The sequence below is a fragment of the Pandoraea sp. PE-S2T-3 genome (assembly GCF_002179965.1).
Classification (GTDB): Bacteria; Pseudomonadota; Gammaproteobacteria; order Burkholderiales; family Burkholderiaceae; genus Pandoraea.
The window spans coordinates 239678-260269 of record NZ_NGUQ01000011.1 but is presented as its reverse complement, the minus strand read 5'-3'; the positions used below and the strand labels follow the sequence as shown (position 1 = coordinate 260269).

General features: G+C 63.3%; 19 protein-coding genes. 14 read left to right on the top strand and 5 right to left on the bottom strand.

Annotated features, from left to right (window positions below; all coding sequences use genetic code 11):
- Positions 1-500: 500 nt before the first annotated feature.
- Together CDV46_RS08490 and CDV46_RS08485 are read left to right on the top strand one after the other, a co-directional pair.
- A complete protein-coding gene (locus CDV46_RS08490) occupies positions 501-2051 on the top strand; it encodes a DegQ family serine endoprotease (protein WP_087722305.1) in 1551 nt (516 codons plus the stop codon).
- Between the two features lie 157 nt (positions 2052-2208).
- Complete coding sequence (locus tag CDV46_RS08485) at positions 2209-2655, top strand: hypothetical protein (RefSeq protein ID WP_058377651.1); 447 nt, start codon at positions 2209-2211, stop codon at positions 2653-2655.
- Between the two features lie 136 nt (positions 2656-2791).
- On the opposite strand, the gene CDV46_RS08480 is transcribed toward CDV46_RS08485, so the two are convergent.
- Complete coding sequence (locus tag CDV46_RS08480) at positions 2792-3814, bottom strand: XdhC family protein (protein WP_087722304.1); 1023 nt, start codon at positions 3812-3814, stop codon at positions 2792-2794.
- 339 nt (positions 3815-4153) lie between these two features.
- On the opposite strand from CDV46_RS08480, the gene CDV46_RS08475 reads away from it, so the two are divergent.
- The 5 genes from CDV46_RS08475 (at position 4154) to CDV46_RS08455 (ending at position 7276) form a co-directional block, all read left to right on the top strand.
- Positions 4154-4771, top strand: coding sequence for a CoxG family protein (locus CDV46_RS08475; protein WP_087691592.1), 618 nt, complete (start codon positions 4154-4156; stop codon positions 4769-4771).
- Positions 4761-5222, top strand: coding sequence for a winged helix-turn-helix domain-containing protein (locus CDV46_RS08470; RefSeq protein ID WP_087722302.1), 462 nt, complete (start codon positions 4761-4763; stop codon positions 5220-5222). The genes CDV46_RS08475 and CDV46_RS08470 overlap by 11 nt, the downstream gene beginning before the upstream one ends.
- A gap of 121 nt (positions 5223-5343) precedes the next feature.
- Complete coding sequence (locus CDV46_RS08465) at positions 5344-6015, top strand: cytochrome b/b6 domain-containing protein (protein ID WP_087691590.1); 672 nt, start codon at positions 5344-5346, stop codon at positions 6013-6015.
- A gap of 93 nt (positions 6016-6108) precedes the next feature.
- Positions 6109-6921: a molybdopterin-dependent oxidoreductase gene (locus CDV46_RS08460; RefSeq protein WP_087722301.1), complete on the top strand. Its 813-nt coding sequence runs from the start codon at positions 6109-6111 to the stop codon at positions 6919-6921.
- A gap of 31 nt (positions 6922-6952) precedes the next feature.
- Positions 6953-7276: a hypothetical protein gene (locus CDV46_RS08455; RefSeq protein WP_087691588.1), complete on the top strand. Its 324-nt coding sequence runs from the start codon at positions 6953-6955 to the stop codon at positions 7274-7276.
- 72 nt (positions 7277-7348) lie between these two features.
- On the opposite strand, the gene modC is transcribed toward CDV46_RS08455, so the two are convergent.
- The 4 genes from modC to CDV46_RS08435 form a co-directional block, all read right to left on the bottom strand.
- Positions 7349-8446: a molybdenum ABC transporter ATP-binding protein gene (modC, locus tag CDV46_RS08450; RefSeq protein WP_087722300.1), complete on the bottom strand. Its 1098-nt coding sequence runs from the start codon at positions 8444-8446 to the stop codon at positions 7349-7351.
- Positions 8436-9140 (bottom strand): molybdate ABC transporter permease subunit, encoded by a 705-nt coding sequence (modB, locus tag CDV46_RS08445; RefSeq protein ID WP_237172081.1) that lies wholly within the window; start codon positions 9138-9140, stop codon positions 8436-8438. The genes modC and modB overlap by 11 nt, the downstream gene beginning before the upstream one ends.
- A gap of 126 nt (positions 9141-9266) precedes the next feature.
- On the bottom strand, positions 9267-10079 hold the full coding sequence (gene modA, locus CDV46_RS08440) for a molybdate ABC transporter substrate-binding protein (RefSeq protein ID WP_254915969.1): 813 nt from the start codon (positions 10077-10079) through the stop codon (positions 9267-9269).
- A 450-nt stretch (positions 10080-10529) separates the two neighbouring features.
- On the bottom strand, positions 10530-11195 hold the full coding sequence (locus CDV46_RS08435; RefSeq protein WP_087691586.1) for a TetR family transcriptional regulator: 666 nt from the start codon (positions 11193-11195) through the stop codon (positions 10530-10532).
- A gap of 492 nt (positions 11196-11687) precedes the next feature.
- Here CDV46_RS08435 and CDV46_RS08430 point away from each other — a divergent pair, with 492 nt between their 5' ends.
- The 7 genes from CDV46_RS08430 (at position 11688) to CDV46_RS08405 (ending at position 20512) form a co-directional block, all read left to right on the top strand.
- Positions 11688-12920 (top strand): efflux RND transporter periplasmic adaptor subunit, encoded by a 1233-nt coding sequence (locus CDV46_RS08430; protein ID WP_087691585.1) that lies wholly within the window; start codon positions 11688-11690, stop codon positions 12918-12920.
- A 15-nt stretch (positions 12921-12935) separates the two neighbouring features.
- The gene (locus CDV46_RS08425) at positions 12936-16115 is read left to right on the top strand and encodes an efflux RND transporter permease subunit (RefSeq protein ID WP_087722298.1); all 3180 of its coding nucleotides are present in this window, start codon (positions 12936-12938) and stop codon (positions 16113-16115) included.
- Positions 16116-16118: 3 nt separating this feature from the next.
- Positions 16119-17609, top strand: a complete 1491-nt coding sequence (adeC, locus tag CDV46_RS08420) for an AdeC/AdeK/OprM family multidrug efflux complex outer membrane factor (protein ID WP_058377661.1) — start codon at positions 16119-16121, stop codon at positions 17607-17609.
- A 398-nt stretch (positions 17610-18007) separates the two neighbouring features.
- Positions 18008-18268 carry an acyl-CoA-binding protein gene (locus CDV46_RS08415; RefSeq protein WP_058377662.1) on the top strand — a complete coding sequence of 87 codons (261 nt, stop codon included), beginning with the start codon at positions 18008-18010 and terminating at the stop codon, positions 18266-18268.
- A 542-nt stretch (positions 18269-18810) separates the two neighbouring features.
- The gene (locus CDV46_RS26780; RefSeq protein ID WP_140413325.1) at positions 18811-19056 is read left to right on the top strand and encodes a hypothetical protein; all 246 of its coding nucleotides are present in this window, start codon (positions 18811-18813) and stop codon (positions 19054-19056) included.
- A 107-nt stretch (positions 19057-19163) separates the two neighbouring features.
- Positions 19164-20024 (top strand): PilW family protein, encoded by an 861-nt coding sequence (locus tag CDV46_RS08410; protein ID WP_176399035.1) that lies wholly within the window; start codon positions 19164-19166, stop codon positions 20022-20024.
- Positions 20003-20512, top strand: a complete 510-nt coding sequence (locus tag CDV46_RS08405; RefSeq protein ID WP_140413324.1) for a hypothetical protein — start codon at positions 20003-20005, stop codon at positions 20510-20512. Before CDV46_RS08410 ends, CDV46_RS08405 begins: the two co-directional genes overlap by 22 nt.
- The last annotated feature ends 80 nt before the right edge of the window (positions 20513-20592 follow it).

Genomic DNA, 20592 nt, shown 5'->3' with positions numbered 1-20592 from the left:
CGGCGGGGCCTTGTGTGCCCATGCCGTTGCCTTGCATGCCACTACCGTTCCCCGGGGCGGCCTGCGCGGAGAGCGCCAGCGCCATGCCGAGGACGAAGCCTGCGGTGCCGATAGTGCGCGTGGCGCGAGCCAACATCGAATCAGTGGTTTGCATCGTGATGCCTCCTGAATACGTGAGTGCGTGAAGGGTGGAAGGTGAAGCTCATGCGGCACGAAATCGCACCACCTTGCCACCGTAGCCAGCGGGGCACACCACGCGCAAGCCGAACCACGCGAGCCCCGCTATCAAACGCCTGCAAGCGTTACGCATAGCAATCAACATCTTGTCGTCCTGTGCACGATGCGTGACACCCTCATCCGAACGGATGTCGCATCGACGCCCTTTGGATTTCCACCGCGACGATTCTCCGTCGTCACGCTTTCCGGTCTTAAGGTTCTCTTAAGGGAGCCTCTCTACGATCACAGTCATGTCAAACGTGGTCGTCTGGAAGGAGAGACTCATGCGGACTTCGAAGCTCACTCGTACATTGGTTGCTGGCGCCGTGCTCGTCGCATTGACAGGCGGCTATGTCGCGGGTCGTCAACACTGGCAGGCACCGCTCGCCTCGGACGTGGTTTCCGACGCCAGCGCGGCGTTGCCGGCCGCTGCCTCGGCACCGGGCGTCGTCAATACGTCGAATACCGCACCGCGCATGCTGGTGCCGGACTTCTCGCAACTCGCGGAACAATACGGACCGGCCGTAGTCAACATCAGTGTGACGCACGATGGGAAACCTTCGGCGGGCCGTGGCGCTTCGACAATGCCGATGCCGCCGGGCATGGATCAGAACGATCCGTTGTTCCAGTTCTTCCGCCACTTCTACGGTGCGCCGGGTAACGACGGCGGCGATGGTGGTGACGATGGCGGCAGCAGCGCCGACAGCGGGCCGACGCGCAGCCTCGGCTCGGGCTTTATCGTGAGCCCGGACGGCTACATCCTGACCAATGCGCACGTCGTTGACGATGCGAGTCAGGTGACGGTGAAACTGACCGACAAGCGCGAGTACAAGGCGAAGGTCGTGGGCAGCGACAAGGCGAGCGACGTGGCGTTGCTCAAGATTGCCGCGACCGATCTGCCGACGGTAAAGATTGGCGATCCGTCCAAGTCGAAGGCCGGTGAATGGGTGGTGGCCATCGGCTCGCCCTACGGTTTCGACAACACCGTAACGGCGGGCATCGTATCGGCGAAAGCGCGCGCGTTGCCTGACGAGAATTACACGCCGTTCATTCAGACGGATGTGCCGGTCAACCCGGGCAATTCGGGCGGGCCGCTGTTCAATTTGAACGGTGAGGTCATCGGTATCAACTCGATGATCTACTCGCGGACCGGTGGCTTCCAGGGGCTGTCGTTCGCGATTCCGATCGACATGGCGATGAAGGTCAAGTCGCAGCTTCAGCAGTACGGCAAGGTGAGTCGTGGGCGCATCGGCGTGACGATTCAGGAAGTGAATCAATCGCTGGCGAAGTCGTTTGGTCTGCCCAAGCCGACCGGGGCACTCGTCTCGTCGATCGACAAGAACGGTCCTGCGGCGAAGTCCGATCTCAAGGCGGGCGACGTGATTCTCGCGGTGAACGGCGCGACCATCAACGACTCGGTGCAACTGCCCGAGAAGATCGCCGATATGCGTCCGGGACAGACTGCGACGCTGACGGTGTGGCGTAACGGCGCGCAGCAAACGGTGTCGGTGAAGGTGGCGGCGCTGAGTGAGAAGAAGGACGTGGCAAGTGCCGACGATTCGGCCACGCACGGCCGGTTGGGGCTCGCGGTGCGCGAACTTTCGCCGGACGAAAAGCGTGCGGCGCAGGTGACGAACGGTTTGCTCGTCGCGCGTGCTGGCGGCCCGGCAGAACAGGCTGGCGTGCAGGCGGGCGACATCATTCTGTCGCTCAACGGAACGCCGGTGACGAGCGCCTCGCAACTGAGCGACAAGCTCAAGAAGGCGGGCAATAATGTCGCGTTGCTTGTGCAGCGCGACGGGCAACAGATTTTCATCCCGGTCGATCTCGGCTAAGGCGAGTCACGCAGTTGAAGACGCGCCGCCGAGGGCGGCACTCGCGGGATGCCACGCACTACCTTGTGTGCCGGCGCGGCTGCGGTGTCATCGCAGAGATGCCGCCGCCGTACCGGCACGATCCGGCATCGTGAAGTCATGAAACGGGAGGTCGAACATGTGGCAACAATGGCAACGCTGGTCAGTGGCAGGTGCCACGGCCGCTGTGCTGGCAGGCAGTCTGGGCGGTATCGGGCTGGCGCACGCACAGGGCGGCAATCTGCCGCAGGAGATGCATCAGGGCAACGTGACGTACGTCTCTGGGGGCATCGATAGCGACGAATCCGGCGCGTTCAAGCGCTCGGCAGGCGGCTGGCCGCTATCGATCGAGATGGCGGCGCGCGGCGATGGTGCGAACGAGTATGTGGCCGATGCGCAGGTGCAGATCATGCGCGGCGGCGAGACGGTACTCGATGCGCATTCGCGCGGGCCGTTCATGCTGGTGAAGTTGCCCGCGGGCGACTACACCGTGAAGGCGACTTACAACGGCAAGCCCATGACGCGGGAAGTGAAGGTGCCCGCCAAGGGGCATGCCACGGCAACATTCTTGTGGCCGCACGATTGATGTGCCGATCGATCCGCAGCCACGGATGAGGGAGTAACCCAGGTAGTTGGCAGTACCCGTAGCAACGAGTGAGCGAGTTGCGCCGCCGAAAGGCGGCGCTTTTTTTATGGGTGCGCGCGGCGCGCCAATTCGGATTTCACGCCGCTGTACGGCATTCGGAGGCGGGCGAGGAATTGTCCAGATCGTCCGGCGAGCGCACCGCAAACGTCTGCGTCACCGTGATGCCGTTCTTGATGGCGGTCATCTCGGCGAGAATCGCCACGGCAATTTCGGCGGGCGTGCGCGCGCCGAGATGCATGCCGACCGGGCCATGCAGCCGCTCGATTTCCTCCAGACTCAGATCGAACAACGACAGCCGCTCGCGGCGCCGCGCGTTATTCACGCGTGAGCCGATCGCCCCGATATAGAACGCGGGCGACTTGAGTGCTTCGAGCAACGCCATGTCGTCGAGCTTTGGATCGTGCGTGAGCGTGAGCACGGCACTGTGCGAGTCGAGTTGCAGCCGTACGATCAGATCGTCGGGCATCTCGCGCGAGAGCTCGGTGCCCGGCACCTGCCATTCGTCCGCATACTCGGTGCGCGGGTCGCAGACGATCACGTGATAGTCGAGCGCGTTGGCCATGCTCGCCACGTATTTCGACAACTGCCCGGCGCCGATGACCACCAGCCGATGGCGCGGGCCGTGCGACGTGATCAGGCGTTCGCCATCGAATTCGACCGACGGCGTGCGATGGCCCGGTGCAATTTGCACCGCACCGTTGGTCATGTCGAGCTCGCGCACGACGAGGCGGAATTGCGAGATGGCGTCGAGCAAATCGGGAATGCGCGACGATTCGCGCACCGGTTCGAGCACCAGTTGCAGCGTGCCGCCGCACGGCAAGCCAAAACGATGGGCTTCTTCCGCCGTCACGCCATAACTCGTGAGTTGCGGCCGGTCTTGCGGCCAGTCCCCCGCGCGGATGCGCGCGATGAGATCGTCTTCGACGCAACCGCCGGAGACGGAGCCGACCAGATGGCCGTCTTCACGAATTGCGAGCATCGAGCCCACGGGGCGCGGGGCCGAGCCCCACGTACGCACGACAGTGCCCAGCGTGACGAAAAAGCCCGCGCGGGTCCACTGTACGGCGGACTTCAGCACTTCCAGATCGACACTGTCCATTACACGGTTCCTTCGCCATTACGCGAGCGGCGGCCCGGATGGGCCACGGCACCGAAGTCGCGGCCACGCGGCAATGCCAGCACGTTGACAACACTTGTCCGCGAAGCGCGGAGGCCAGTGCCGATGCAGGGAGCCGAGGGACCGGCTGTTGCCGAAAAGATACCGCTCGATGTGATCCGGCGAGTATATCGCGCCCGCGCCCACCTTGCCTTGCGCTGTATTCGAGCGGATATTCGGCAGGAGACTCCCATGACGGGAACTCGTGTCACAATGCTTCGATGTTCGAGACGATTCCGTATTCCATATTCCGTATGGCCTGACGGCAAAGGGGAAAGGGCAATGGAACTTCAGAACCGCCGGCAATTGCCGATGGCGCGAGACGTCGCATGGATCGCGCTGAACGATCCCGGCGTATTGCGCCAGTGCATTCCCGGATGCGAATCGCTCGATCGCCTCGACGACACCACCTGGTCGATCGTGATGTCTGCGTCGGCGGGGCCGGTCAAAGGGCGCTTCACCGGGCGCATGACGCTCACCGACGTGATCGCGCCGACCTCATACACCCTCCATTTCGACGGTCTGGGCCCGTCCGCCGGCTTCGGACGCGGCACGGCCGCCATTACGCTCCAACCGCAAGGACCGATGAACACCGTACTGACTTACGACGTGCACGCCAAGATCGGCGGCGAACTTGCGCACGTCGATAACGCGCTGGTCGACGACGCGGCGCGCCGCTTTGCCGACGAATTCCTGACCCGTTTCATTGCGGTCGTCGCACCGCACCACGCCGTGGGCGAACCCGTGGCCGCCGATGGCGAGGTGGCGGCCGCCATGGCGACGGGCGCGGCGACGCGTGAGAGTTCTCCGGCACGCAGCCCGTTGTCGCGCTGGTGGCCGTGGGCCGTGGCCGCCGTCATCCTGATTCTCATTGTGATGTGGGGGAACCATGCCAGCTGAGCGTCGTTCGGGAAAGACCGGCGCGGCCGGTGCGGCTGACGCCCCGCAAGCGGTGGCCAAGACGCCAGCACAGCCCGGCGTGGCCGGTTATGACGTGCGCGTGCGCATTCGCGACGGCGACGCGCCCGTGTTCGGTCCCGGGCGTCTTTCGCTGTTGCGCGCCATCGACGAGACGGGCTCGATTTCGGCCGCGGCCCGTGGCATGGGCATGTCGTACCGGCGGGCATGGTTGCTCGTGGAGGCGATGAATCACGAGTTTCGCGAGCCGTTGGTGACGCGCCACATCGGCGGCGTGTCGGGTGGCGGGGCGCAACTCACACCATTCGCCCAGAACCTGACGGCGCACTACGACACCCTCATCCGGGAGATCCGTTCCCTGCTGGACGCCCATGTACCGACCTTCGACGCTTATCTGAAGGGCGGCACGGTACAGGATCCCGACGACGCGTAGCTCCGTAATTCCACGAGTCCTGACCAAATCTCACAAAATGATTATCTTTTCGACAGGACTTTGTGACTGAAAACGCACGACACTGTCTCCATCGACGCCAAAAACAAGCGATGGAGACGTCATGCAAGCCGCCACGAAACCTTCTGCTGCACACGAGCCCGCCGAGCACACCGAGCGGGCTCCCTCGCCACCCCCGGCCCCCGGCGCCTCGCCGGTAGTTCAGCCGGGCTGGTTGCGCGTCACCCATTGGATCAACGTACTGGCGGTGCTCGTGATGATTACGAGCGGCTGGCGCATCTATAACGCCTCCCCGCTGTTCGACTTCCGCTTCGCCAACGGCATCACGCTCGGCGGCTGGCTCGGTGGCGCACTGCGCTGGCACTTCGCGGCAATGTGGCTGCTCGCGGCCAACGGCCTTGTCTATCTGCTGCTGAATCTGGCGAGCGGGCGCATGGCGCGCCGTTTCTTCCCGCTGTCCGTCAAAGGCATCCTGCACGACGCGTTTGCCGCGTTGCGCGGCCGTCTCGCGCATGCCGATCCGCGTCACTACAACTATGTGCAGCGCGCCGCGTACCTGTTCGCCGTGCTCGATCTGGTGTTGCTTATCGCGTCGGGTCTCGCCATCTGGAAGCCCGTGCAGCTCAGCTTGCTGTGCGATCTGTTCGGCGGGTTTCAAGGGGCACGCTGGGTGCACTTTCTAGCGATGTCAGGGTTGGTGGCCTTCATCGTGGTGCACGTGGTCATGGTGGCGCTCGTGCCCCGCACGCTGCGCACGATGATTACCGGGCGCTGAGCGTCCGGCCGTCATCGGAACCCGATCACACGATCTCACGCGATCTCCAGCGATCTCACAAGCGAACACACAGGCTCAGGACGAGACACTGCCATGGCTTTCTTCAAACGTAACGACGACAAGACCTCGCTGATCGTGCGCGACGGCGACGCGATCCTCAAAGAAGCGCGCACGCTGGTGACACGCCGCGTGACGGAGCCGTCGCGCCGTGCGTTTCTTTCCCGCACGTTGTCGCTGGGTGGTGTGGCGTTGCTCTCGGGGTGCTCGCTCGACGACAACGCCAGCGTCGAATCGGCGCTCGACAAGATGTCGCGCTGGAACGATCGTGTGCAGGCGGCGCTGTTCCGCTCCGATGTGCTAGCACCCACTTTTTCGGCATCGCAGATGACGCGGCCGTTTCCGTTCAACGCGTTCTACTCGATGGACGAGGCTCCGGTGGTCGACGCTGCCGACTACCAGTTGGAGTTGTCGGGCCTGATCGCCGACAAGGCGGCATGGCGTCTCGACACCCTGCGCACGTTTGCCCAAGCACGTGCCGCTGAGCAGATCACGCGCCATGTATGCGTGGAGGGGTGGAGTGCGATCGGGCGCTGGGGCGGCGTGACGTTCTCCGATTTTCTCAAACGCATCGGCGCCGACACCACCGCACGCTACGTCGGCTTCAAGTGCGCCGACGACTACTACACGAGCATCGACATGCCGACGGCACTGCATCCGCAGACGCTGCTCGCGCTGACGTACGACGGCCAGACGCTGCCGAGGGAGTACGGCTTTCCGATGAAGCTGCGTATCCCGACGAAGCTTGGCTACAAGAATCCCAAACATATCCGCGCGATTTTCGTCACGAATACGTACCCGGGCGGGTACTGGGAAGACCAGGGCTACAACTGGTTTGGTGGCAGTTGATTTTTCTCACTCAATTCATGGAGCAACGACAATGAAAATGCGATATCTGGCAGTGATGACGATGGGCCTTGCACTCGGCACCGGCGCGGCGTTTGCGCAGGACGCCATGAGCAAGGGCGATGCGATGGGTCAGCAAATGGACAAGAGCGGTTCGATGTCCAAGGACGGCATGTCCAAGGGCGGCGCGATGTCCAAGCACGATGCCATGGGCAAGGGCGACGCGATGAGCAAGGGCGGCGCCATGTCCAAGGGGGATGCGATGGGCAAGGGCGGCGCGATGTCCAAGGGCGATGCCATGGGTAAGGGCGACGCGATGGGCAAGGGCGATGCGATGAGCAAGCCGCAAGGGCAGTGAGAGGCTACCGGGCGTCGCGGTGAAGTTCTGCCGTGACGCCCGGTGTGTTGGCGCTTTCTTGTTGACGCTTTGTCAGCGTGTGAGGGCGACCGACTTGATCAGCAGATACACCTCGCGCGCCGGCGCGAGTTGCAGTTGATCGGCGGAGAAACGCGTGATGCGCGCATGCATCGGCGTGCCGTCGGGCAGCGTGGCTTGCACTTCCACCGAATCGCCGAGATCGCGTAGCGCGCTGACGCGGGCCGGCAACACGTTCAACACGCTGGTTTGCGTCGGCGGCTCCGTGGCGACGGCCACATCGCGAGCGCGCACCAGAATCCGGCAGACGTCGCCCGCTTCACCGCTCACACGCGGCACGCGCAGGCGAATCGTGGCGCTGCCATTGACGGCAAGCTCGGTCAGCCCGTACGCGGCGTCGTGCGCGACCACCTTGGTTTCCAGCACCGTCCCCGGCGCTTCGGCGGCGCCGTCGAGCGCATCGCGATGCAGATTGAGCACATCGGCCGGATTGCCCTGCGAGATCGTGCGGCCCTCACGGAACAACACCACCTGATCGGCCAGACGCATCACTTCGTCAAGCGAGTGCGTGACGTAGAGCACCGGCAACTTCAGTTCGTGCCGGATGCGGTTCAGGTAATCGAGCACTTCCATGCGTCGCGAGTGATCGAGCGAGGCAAGCGGCTCGTCCATGAGCAACAAGCGCGGGCACGACAACAGCGCACGGCCGATACCCACACGTTGTTTTTCTCCGCCCGACAGGGCACCGGGCCGACGGCTGAGCAGATGGCCGAGATTGAGCACTTCGACGACGTGGTCGAGGGGAATCGCGCCGGTGCCTGCCGCGCTCACGTCGCGACGTCGCAGCCATCGGCCGAACAGCAGGTTCTGGCGCACGGTGAGGTGCGGCAGCAGACGCGCGTCCTGAAACACGTAGCCGATGCGGCGCCGCCACGTCGGCAGCGCGATACCGGCGGCGCTGTCGAAGAGCACGTCGTCGCCGACGACGATGCGCCCGGCCTCGGGTTTCAGCAGACCGGAGACGGCATTGACGACCGTGCTCTTGCCACTGCCGGACGGCCCGAACAGCGCCGTGACGCCCATGCCGGCAGCGAATTCGGCGTCGAGCTGGAACGCGCCGAAGCGATGTTGGAGGCGAACTTCAACCGTCATAACCAAGCGCCTTGCGATTACCGAAGCGAATCAGCACTTCAGAGAAAATGAGCGTGGCGACGGCCAGCACGACGGAAATGGCGCACAGGCGCCAGACCATCGCGTCGCCGTCGGGCACCTGCGTTGCTGTGTAGATCGCCAGCGGCAGCGTCTGTGTCTGCCCGGGAATATTCGAGACGAAGGTGATGGTGGCGCCGAACTCACCCAGCGCTCGTGCGAATGCCAGCACGAAGCCGTGCAACGCACCGGTGGCCGTGAGCGGCAGCGTGACCGTCAGGAACGTCAGCCACGGTCCGGCACCGAGCGTTTGTGCGGCCTGTTCGAGTTTGGTGTCAGACGCTTCGAGCGCCTGCCGGATGGCTCGCACGAGTAGCGGAAAACCCATCACCCCGGCTGCGAGCGCGGCACCCGTCCAGCGAAACGCGAACGTGAGGTTGAACCACTCGCGCAGCAGTTTCCCGATGGCACCTTGCGCGCCGAACAACACCAGCAGCGCAAAACCCACGACAACGGGCGGCAGCACGAGCGGCAGGTGGAGGATGGCATCGAGCAGCGCCTTGCCGGGGAAATTCCGGCGCGCGAGCAACCAAGCCGCTGCGTAGGCGAAGGGCAGGCTGCACAACGTGCCCCATAGGCCGACGCGCAAACTGAGTTCGACGATGCCCCATTCTTCCGGGGTAAGACTCATGGACATACGGCGAGCACACCTTGAAAGGATCCGCGTGAATGGGTGCCATGTGCGCCGTGGCAGGCGCACATGGCAAAACCGGGGCTGTCGAGGACAGTCCCGGTCTGGGTTCGCTAATCTTACAGACGCGAATTACGGACGCGTGAAGCCGTAACGCTGGAAGGTCGCGAGGGCGGCCGGCGTCGTGATGAACTTGTAGAACGGATCGGCGGCTGCGCGATCGGCCTGCTTCGTCACGGCGACCGGATAGACGATCGGGGCGTGGCTGTCGGCGGGGAACGTGCCGGCGATACGCACGCGCTTCTCGGCGTTCGCATCCGTCTTGTACACGATGCCGTACGGCGCTTCACCGCGAGCCACCAGCAACAGCGCGTTACGTACGTTGTCGGCAGCGGCGACCTTGCTTTGCACCTTCGACCAGACGCCCAGCTTTTCGAGCGCGGCCTTGCCGTAGAGGCCTGCGGGCACGTGGGCCGGATCGCCCATGGCGAGCTTGCCGTTGCCCAGCTTGCCGTCGAGGTCGACGCCCGGCTTCAGGTCCACGTCACCCGACGTGGTCGTCGGGGCGATCAGTACGAGTTCGTTACCCAGCAGATTGCGGCGCGATGCCGTGTCGATCAGATCATGCTTTTGCGCGTAGTCCATCCAGTCCTGGTCGGCCGAGATGAAAAGGTCGGCCGGTGCACCCTTTTCGATCTGGCGGGCGAGCGTGGAGCTGGCGCCGTACACGAGCACCGGCTTCTTGCCGGTTTCCTTGGTGTAGGCGGCGGACAGATCGTCGAGCGCGTCTTTCATGCTGGCCGCCGCGAACACTTGCTGAGCGGCGGCCTGACCGGCGAACAGCAGGCTCGCGCCGATGGCGGCGGCGCCCAGTACGCGGCGCAGCGTCACGCGCGAATGGGTGGCTTGGGGCTTGTTGGGCGTAGCAGTAACGACAGCTTTCACAGGGTGGTCTCCAGCATGTAGTGGCTTGATGGTCTTGCGAAGTCGTGCGAAATCCGAACGCTGCGCGGGCGATGTCCACGCCATCGCGTTGCAAACGCAGTTGCGAAATTGCAACGGTGGCGCAACGGGGACACTGCGAAATTGCGGCGCAATCGCTGCAAGACAGCAGTGAGCGCGCCGTGGCATCGGCGCCATGATGGTGCGTCGCGTTGTGTAGGATTATATATAACGGTGCGACGCTGTACAGGTATACGAAGTATCACGGCGTCCGAATGGATTTCGGCGCGGTAACACCGCATGCGGATCTCGAATTTTCGGGACGGCAGATGAAATGCTGCGTCCGCGCGCATCCCGTACCCGTCAAAAAAAGCAGGCACCGCGAAGGGTGCCTGCTAATTAATATATGTACTAAATCGGGAGTCGAACGATTCGGGCGATTCGGGCGATTCGTTACGCCATAGCTGCCGTTTTCGCCGGCGCGCCGGGACGCAGCATGGCAGGGCTGGTGCGCAGCATGTCGAAGAACCCGTCGACGATGGCGTCGCACTCCAGGCCGAGATCGTAGTCGGGCAGGAACAGCCAGTCCGACATCATGCCGACCACCAGTGCGTGCAGCATGATCGCGGCGCGCCGGGTGTCGAGCCGTGCGGGCAGTTGGCCGCGCTCAATGGCCCGTTCCATATCGCGCATGATGCGCTGCTTGCCGTCGGCGCAAGCTTCGCGCTGACGATCGAGCACCGAGAGCATCTCGTTGGTGTATTCACACTTGTGGAACAGAATATCGAGCACGCGGCGGCGACGCTCGTTGCGCGCCGTTTCCTTGAGTACCAGCTTGCAGATATCGTGCATGCGCACCATCGGGTCGCCGTGCTCGGGTTCGGCACATTCTTCGTCGATCATGCGCTCCATCGGCAGACGGATACGGTCCGTCATCGCGTTGAAGAGGTCGATCTTGTTCTTGAAGTGCCAGTAAATCGCGCCGCGGGTGAGGCCGGCGGCTTCGGCGATGTCGGCCAGCGATGTGCGCGACACGCCCTTCTGTGCGAACACCGTCTCTGCGGTGTCGAGCAACAGGTTGCGCGTCTCTATCGCTTCCTCTTTGGTTCTGCGGGCCATCGTCGTGTCACGGGAACAGCGGAAATTGTGGAAGGTGATGTAAACCGCGCCGCTTTATGGTGCGACGCAATGCGATTTACATACATTCATGAATGTATCTATAATAGCAGCCGCTTGCTCTATTGCACAGGGACCATTTAAGCTCCTTCGACTACGGGAAACACCTGAAGGGGCCCGAGGGGGCGATCCGACAGAGGGGAGCCGCTCGCGGCTGTTGTCTGTCACCTGGTGTCCCGGAGCCTGTTCGACGATCCACACGAGTGCCAGCACTGGCGGTGAATGCCGCGCTGGGGCACGCGACCGGTAGCGATCCGGGCTCAACCCCGATCATCTGCGCTACCGGTTCGCCGCCGTCCGGTGACCCGTTGCCTGACACTCGCTTGCCCGCCTATGTGCGATGGGATTGCGGACCGGCCTTCGCCGTCGCAATCGTCGCAACGTACTGGTTACTTGTCATTTTGTTTGACCGCATTCCATTTATCGGGGGCGTATATGCACGTCAAGAGAAGTTCACTGGGGATGGTCACTGCCGTGGCACTCGCGGTTTTGACCCTGGCCGCGTGCGGCAAGAAGCCGCAGCAGCCGCAGGGCATGGTGCCGGAAGTCGGCGTCGTGACGCTGCAACCTCAGAACGTAACACTGACGACCGACCTGCCCGGACGCACCTCGCCCTACCGCGTCGCCGACGTGCGTGCGCGCGTCGACGGCATCGTGCTCAAGCGCGACTTCACTGAAGGCGGCGAGGTCAAGGCAGGACAGCGTCTGTACAAGATCGATCCGGCCACCTATCAGGCCGCCTACGAGAACGCCAAGGCGACCCTCGCCAAGGCTGTGGCGAATCAGGCATCCACCAAGCTGCTGGCCGACCGTTACAAGTCGCTGGTGGCCGTCGAAGCCGTGTCGAAGCAGGATTACGACAACGCTGTGGCCGCCGCTCTGCAAGCCGATGCCGACGTTGCTGCCGGCAAGGCTGCCGTCGACACGGCACGCATCAACCTCGGCTACACCGACGTGCCGGCCCCGATTACGGGCCGCACGGGGCTGTCGCAAGTGACCGAAGGCGCGTACGTGCAGTCGGGCGCGGCCACGCTGATGACCACGGTGCAGCAGATCGATCCGATGTACGTGGACGTGACGCAATCGGCCGCCGATGGCCTGCGTCTGCGCCGCGCACTGGCCGACGGCAAGCTGCAAAGCGCGGGTCCGAACGCTGCCAAGGTGGAACTGACGCTGGAAGACGGCACCAAGTATCCGCTGGACGGCAAGCTGCAATTCTCGGACATCACCGTCGACCAGACGACCGGCTCGGTGACCGTGCGCGCGATCTTCCCGAACCCCAACCGCGAGTTGCTGCCGGGCATGTTCGTGCACGCCAAGCTGGCCGAGGGTGTGAAGGAAGGCGGGTTGCTGGTGCCGCAACAAGGCGTCACGCGTGACCAGAAGGGCCAGCCGACCGCGCTCGTCGTGAACAAGGAAGGCAAGGCCGAACTTCGCCAACTGGTGACCGATCGTGCGATCGGCGACAAGTGGCTGGTGACGTCGGGTCTGTCCGCGGGCGAACAGGTGATCGTTTCGGGTCTGCAAAAGGCGCGTCCGGGCGCACCGGTGAAGGCCGTGCCGGCGCAACTGCCGGGCGCTGCGCCGGCGCCGGCGGGTGCCAGCGCACCGGCTGCTGCCGACCCTGCCACGCAGGCGAGTGCTGCTTCGGCCGCCAAAGCTCAATAACGCGGAGCCTTATTCATGGCAAAGTTTTTTATCGATCGCCCGATTTTTGCGTGGGTGATCGCGATTGTCATCATGCTGGCCGGTGCGCTTTCGATCCTGAAGCTGCCGGTCTCGCAATATCCGCCCATCGCACCGCCTTCGGTGCAGATCACCGCGACCTACCCGGGCGCTTCGGCGCAGACCGTGCAGGATACGGTTACGCAGGTGATCGAGCAGCAGATGAACGGGATCGACAACCTCGAGTACATGTCGTCGACGTCTGACGGCTCGGGTACGGCACAGATCACGCTGACCTTCTCGCAGGGCACGAACCCCGACATCGCACAGGTGCAGGTGCAGAACAAACTGCAACTTGCCACGCCGCTGCTGCCGCAGCAGGTGCAACAGCAAGGTATCAAGGTGGCCAAGGCGACCAAGAACTTCTTGCTGGTGATCGGTGCGTATTCCGACGACGGTCAGATGACCGACATCGACTTGGCGAACTACATCGCAGCCAACGTGCAGGATCCGATCAGCCGTGTGAACGGCGTGGGTCAGGTGCAGCTCTTCGGCTCGCAGTACGCCATGCGTGTCTGGGTCGATCCGCAGAAACTCAACGGCTATAACCTGACGGTCATCGACGTTTCGAACGCGATTCAGTCGCAGAACGTGCAGATTTCGGCGGGTGAGCTGGGCGGTGCACCGGCAGTCAAGGGGCAGCAGCTTAACGCCACCGTGACGGCCCAGAGCCGTCTGCAAACGCCGGAGCAGTTCCGCAAGATTCTGCTGAAGGTGAACAAGGACGGCTCGCAGGTTCGTCTGGGCGACGTCGCGCGTATCGAACTCGGCGGTGAGTCGTATCAGGTAGTGGCACGCTACAACGGCAAGCCCGCTGCCGGTCTGGCCATTACGCTGGCCACCGGTGCCAACGCGCTGCAAACGGCAACTGCCGTCAAGCAGGCCGTCACCGAGCTGGAGCCGTACTTCCCGCCCAGCATGAAGGTCGACTACCCGTACGACACCACGCCGTTCGTGAAGATCTCGATCGAGGAAGTGATCAAGACCCTCATCGAAGGTATCGTGCTCGTGTTCCTCGTGATGTATCTCTTCCTGCAAAACCTGCGGGCGACGATCATCCCGACGATTGCCGTGCCGGTCGTGTTGCTGGGTACGTTCGGCATCATGGGTGCGGCAGGTTTCTCGATCAACACGCTATCGATGTTCGGGTTGGTGCTCGCCATTGGTCTGCTCGTTGACGATGCCATCGTGGTGGTGGAAAACGTCGAGCGGGTGATGGCCGAAGAGGGGCTGAGTCCGAAAGAAGCGACCAAGAAGGCCATGGACCAGATCATCGGTGCACTGGTCGGCGTGGCGCTGGTGCTCTCGGCCGTGTTCGTGCCGATGGCGTTCTTCGGCGGCTCGACGGGCGCTATTTATCGCCAGTTCTCGCTGACCATCGTGGCGGCCATGGCGTTGTCGGTGCTGGTGGCTATCGTGCTCACGCCGGCCATGTGCGCGACGATTCTCAAGCCGATCAAGAAGGGCGAAGTGCACGAGAAGCGCGGCTTCTTCGGCTGGTTCAACCGCACGTTCGACAAGGGTTCGAAGAAGTATCAGAGCCAGGTCGAGCGCATTCTCAAGCGCAGCGCACCGCTCATGATCGTCTACGTGGTGATCGTGGCGGCGGTGGGTTTCCTGTTCGTGCGCATGCCGACGGCCTTCTTGCCGGATGAAGATCAGGGCTACTTCTTCAACCTGGTGCAGTTGCCGCCGGGCGCGACGCAAGAGCGCACGCTCGAAGTCATGAAGCAGGTCGAGAAGCACTACCTCGAGAAGGAAAAGGACGCCGTGCGTTCGATCTTCACGGTGACCGGCTTCGGCTTCAACGGCCGTGGTCAGAACGTGGGTCTGGCCTTCACGATGCTGCGTCCGTGGGAAGACCGTCAGTCGTCCGACCTCAAGGTGCAGGCAGTGATTGCGCGCTCCTATCAGGCTTTTGCAAGCGTGAAGGACGCCATGATCTTCGCGATCAACCCGCCGTCGGTGCCTGAACTGGGTAACGCGGGCGGTATCGACTTCGAACTGCAAGATCGCGCGGGTCTCGGCCACGATGCGTTGATGGCGGCACGTAACCAGATGCTGGGTGCGGCGGCGAAGAACCCGAACCTCGCGAACATGCGTCCGAACGGTCTCGACGACACGCCGCAGTACAAGGTGGACGTCGACGAAGAAAAGGCGTCTGCGCTGGGCCTGTCGATTGCCGACGTGTACAGCACGCTCTCGGCGTCGTGGGGTTCGTCGTACGTCAACGACTTTATCGACCGTGGCCGTGTGAAGAAGGTGTACGTGATGGCAGAGGCGAAGGACCGCATGCTGCCGCAGGACATCAACAAACTCTTCGTACGTAACGTCAGCGGGACGATGGTGCCGTTCTCGGCCTTCGCAACCGGCAAGTGGACATACGGCTCGCCACGTCTGGAGCGCTACAACGGTGTGCCGGCAGTGGAAATTCAGGGCATGCCTGCGCCGGGCAAGTCGAGCGGTGACGCCATGAAGGCGGTCGAGGAGATTGCCAAGGATCTCCCGCCGGGTATCGGTCTGGAATGGACGGGGCTGTCGTTTGAAGAGCGCATTTCCGGCTCGCAGGCACCGGCGCTGTACGCCATCTCGATCCTGATCGTGTTCTTGTGTCTGGCCGCGTTGTATGAGAGCTGGTCGATTCCGTTCTCGGTGATTCTGGTTGTGCCGCTGGGTGTGTTGGGTGCACTGTTGGCTGCGTCGCTGCGCGGGTTGTCGAACGACGTGTACTTCCAGGTGGGTCTGTTGACGACCGTGGGTCTGTCGGCGAAGAACGCGATTCTGATCGTGGAATTCGCCAAGGATCTGCAAATGCAGGGCCGCACACTGATGGAAGCGACGATGGAAGCCGTGCGACTGCGTCTGCGACCGATTCTGATGACGTCGATGGCGTTCATTCTCGGGGTGCTGCCGCTCGCGATTTCCAACGGTGCCGGCTCGGCTTCGCAGCACGCTATCGGTACCGGCGTGATCGGCGGTATGCTGGCGGCAACGTTCCTCGCGATCTACTACGTGCCTGTCTTCTTCGTGCTGGTGCGCAAGCGCTTCGCTCATGAAAACCTGGACACCGTGGAACATCCGGAAGCCCGTCATGAAGCACCGGACGCGCCCGAAGGCCCCGCCAAGGAAGGAAACTGACCTATGAAGCACAAAGCATTGCCGATTGCCTTGGCGGCAGCGTTCCTGGCAGGCTGTACCCTCGCGCCGCACTATGAGCGGCCCGAGGCACCGGTCTCCACGACGTTCCCCACTGGCCCGGCTTACAAAACGCCTGGTGCGGCTAACCAGAACGGCGCGACCGATCGCAATGCGGTCATCGCGGCCGAGCTGGGCTGGCGCGACTTTTTCACCGATCCGCGTTTGCAGAAGCTGATCGAGATCGCGTTGGAGAACAACCGCGATCTGCGAGTCTCGATGTTGAACGTGGATGCTGCGCGTGCGCAGTATCAGATCCAGCGTGCGGCGTTGCTGCCGAACGTTGGCGTGGCAGGGCAGGGTTCGGTGCAGCGTTCGCCGGCCGACCTGTCGTCGTCGGGGCGTGCGGGCATCAGCCGCAGCTATCAGGTCGGTGTGGGCTTCACGTCGTATGAACTCGATCTGTTCGGTCGTATTCAGAGCCTGAAGGATCAGGCGTTGGAGACGTACCTTTCGACCGAAGACAACGCGAAGGCTGCGCAGATCACGCTGGTGTCGGAAGTCGCTTCGGCGTATCTGACGTTGCTGGCCGATCAGGAACTGCTCAAGCTCACGTCCGACACGCTCAAGAGCCAGCAATCGTCGTACGACCTGACCAAGCGCAGTTTTGACGTGGGCACGGCCTCCGGGCTGGATCTGCGTCAGGCGCAGACGCCGGTCGATACGGCGCGTGCGAACTTCGCGCAGTACACGCGTCAGGTCGCACAGGACGAGAACGCGCTGACGCTGCTCATCGGCCAGCCGTTGCCGGCCGATCTGCCGTCAGGGCGTCCGCTCGACGGGCAAGGGCTGTTGGCCGATCTGCCGGCGGGTCTGCCGTCCGATCTGCTGCTGCGCCGCCCGGACATTACGGCTGCCGAGCACACGCTCAAGGGTGCCAACGCCAACATTGGCGCGGCACGTGCGGCGTTCTTCCCGTCGATCTCGCTCACCGCGAGCGCGGGCACGGCGAGCGCGTCGTTGAGCAACTTGTTCAAGGGCGGTCAGGGTGCGTGGGCGTTTGCGCCGACCATCACGTTGCCGATCTTCGCGGGCGGGCAGAACATCGCCAACCTCGAATTGGCCAAGGTGCAAAAGCGTATCGACATCGCGCAGTACGAGAAGTCGATTCAGACGGCGTTCCGCGAAGTCTCGGACGGGCTGGCAGCACGCGGCACGCTCGACGATCAGGTGTCGGCGCAAGAGTCGCTCGTGAAGGCGAGCGACGAGAGCTACAAGCTCTCGGATCTGCGCTACCGCAACGGCGTGGACAGCTACCTGAATGCGCTGGTTTCGCAGCGCTCGCTGTACACGGCGCAGCAGTCGCTGATCGCGACGCGTCTGGCTCGCTGGACCAACCTCGTGACGCTGTACAAGGCGCTCGGCGGCGGTTGGGAAGAGCGTACCGTCCCGGCGAACGCCAACGCCGCATCGGCACCGGCAGCATCGGCGTCGTGATGGTGTTGTAGCGGCACTGCGAGACGTCTTGCCGATGTAAATTTTCGGCGCGCGATTGTCTCGCCAGCCTGCAAGACTTGTAGTGTGAGACGCCCGGCAACTCGCCGGGCGTTTTTCATTTGCGCGTGCGTGTGGCGTTGACGACGCGCGGTGCACGGGTTGGTTCGCGTGTCGTTCTGACGCGTGCGTGCGCGTAACGTAGTGATACAACGCGAGCGGAATGCTCACAGTTCCCGAGAGGTTTAGACGCAGGGTTCTACGCTGGCCTCTACCTCGCGTGAGGCTTCATCGTTATCCTTGCCCCAGTTGTATTCGCAACACACCGGGCGTCGACGCAAGTGATGGCAATCGACGCGCGGTGCACTTATAAGCTGACCGTTTTTCCAGGGAGAGACACCATGAGCGATCTTCAAGCCCGTTTCGACGAGGCAGTGGCACAGTCCAAGACGCTGCCCGAACGCCCCGACAATCTCACGCTGCTGCGCATTTACGCGCTGTACAAGCAAGGCACGGAAGGCGACGTGTCGGGCGCACGTCCGGGCGCGATGGATTTCGTCGGCCGCGCCAAGTACGACGCGTGGGAAATGCTCAAGGGCAAAACGAAAGACGACGTGCAACAAGCGTACGTCGAGCTGATCGAAACGCTCAAGCAGGGCTGATCGCAAAACGTTGAGGTCGTGAGGCGGCGGTTGTTGCCGCCGTTGTTGACGGTCTCGATGGTTTTCGCGTGAGAAGGAACGGCGACTTTGGTCGCCGTTTTTTTTTGCCCGGACGGATGTGGATGTGCCTTGATGTGGCCCCTGTGTCCACTTTGGCGCATTGTGTTTGCGGAGTGCGGGCGCGTATGGAGCGGTGGTTTTTGCGGTGGTGTCTGATTGGCGTGAGACGTGTGCGGAGCGACGATGAACGCGTTATTCACCCAACGAGGTAGCGAAGCATGCAACAGGATCGCAGATATCAACAGCGCCGGTCCGACCGGAAGACGCAGCGAGATGCGGCCCGTGGAAAGGGGCGCAGGGTCGTCGTGCTGACGCCACGCGACGTGTCGAAAAGCGCGCTGCAACGCTTGGCGCATGCGGCACGGGTAAATCACGTCGGGCCCACGGAGCAGCCGGGAAGTCGGCCAGATGCCGGGCGGACGGCGCTGGCAGCACTCCCCGCACCAGCACGACTAACACGACCAGCGCTATCGGCGCTGCCTGTGCCATGTAAGCCCGCGGCTGCCGAGCAGCGAGATGCGTCGTCGCCCGGCAGGCTGGCGGGCCTGCGACGTACCCGCGCCCACCGCGCGCGAATGCGCGGCGCCGCGTTGCTCGAAGTGATGTTCATGGCGTCGGTGCTGCTTGCCGGTGCCGGTGGATTCGCTAACTGGCAGGCAGTCGACGGCATTCCACAGCAAGCTTCGGCGATTGCCGACGGTGCGCAGCAAAGCGGGGAGCTGGCATGAGACGTTTTGTTATTGATCGGCGCCGGTGCCCTGCCGGCGCGCGGCATGCGAGGGGTTTCACGCTGCTGGAACTCACGCTTGCGATGCCATTAGGTCTGTTGGTGGTGATGGCCGCCATCGCCATCTATCTCGCGGGCCTCAGGCTCTGGCGCGTGCAGGTGGCGCGATTGGACGTACAGCAGCGGGCCGTCTTTGCGCTGACGCAACTCACGCGTGCCGTCCAGATGGCGGGCTATCGCAACTGGGATCCGATGGAAGGCGGTGCGATGCCACCCCCCACAGGCAAGCGTGACTGGATTTCGCTTCGTGCTGCGGACGAATGCGCGAACAGCATTGAGACATGTCCACGCCGGGGCTGGCAGGGGAGCGCACTCATGGAAGTGCAGTACCACGGGGCTGGTGTGAAACCCGGTAACGGTGCGATTCAGAACTGCGGTGGGAAACGCGCGCCAACGACCTTCTACTCAAACGATCGACATATCAACATTTTCTACGTCGCCAAGGGCGAGGATGGCTCGCCGTCGCTGTTCTGCCGATACAACGACCCGGAAAAAATGCCGTCGAAGCTGAAGTCGGGGCAGGTGTTGGTGGCGGGCGTCGAGGCGATGTATGTGCGATTAGGTGTGCGCGGTGGCGGCAGTCGCGTTATCGGCGGAGAACGGATGTTCTGGATTGATCCGGTGAAAAGTGCACGAGGAAAGCCACCGCTCGTGCCCATTGGCATACGCGATTGGGAAGACGTCGAGGCGGTGGCTTTTTCACTTGTACTGCGTGGCGCGCCTCGTGCGGGCGCGAAGAAGGGCATCGCACGCGTGGTCGAGGTCTTCGACGCGAAGTCTGGCGGGGGGATGTACAAGCGGCTTCCCGATGCGGGTCAGTTCCACCTGCATGTGTTTACGGCCATCGCGCATCGACGCAACGACGGCGGCTTCGGCAAGGAGGCCGCGTGGTTGGCGTCTTCCTCATGATGTGGCTGGCGGCGCTCATGACGTTGGCGGCGTCGGGCTCGCATCATCGCCAGTTGTCGGGTCGCTTCGCGGCGTACACGAATGATCGGGCGCGCGCGTTTGCGGCGGCGGAGGGCGCGCTTTCCGAGGCGCGGCACTGGCTGACGCATGACGCAAATGCGGTGGACATTGCCTTGGCACGAGACGATGCCGCTGGCCCATACGGCATCCTCGCGCCCGAGAACCGTATCGATTGGCCGCTGGCTCGCGCGCGACGCTGGCAGACGATGCGCTGGGACAGTCGCGACACGACGAGTGAATCGTCACGCGGACGGTACTTTGTCGAGCGGATCGCTTATGCGCCGGAAGCGCTCGCCATCGCCATCGGCGGTGGTGCCCGAGCGGCCGGATCCATCGTGCTGAGTGAATCTGAGAAGCGCGATGCGTTGCCGCGTCGGTACCGGGTCAGTGCGGTGGGGTATGCCGAACTGCCGGGCACGAACGTGTAGTTGCAGGCGATCTATGAGGTCAGGCGTGTGCCGGCCCCGGAAGGTGCCGCCAGCGGGGCGGTACCTGTATTCACATCGCG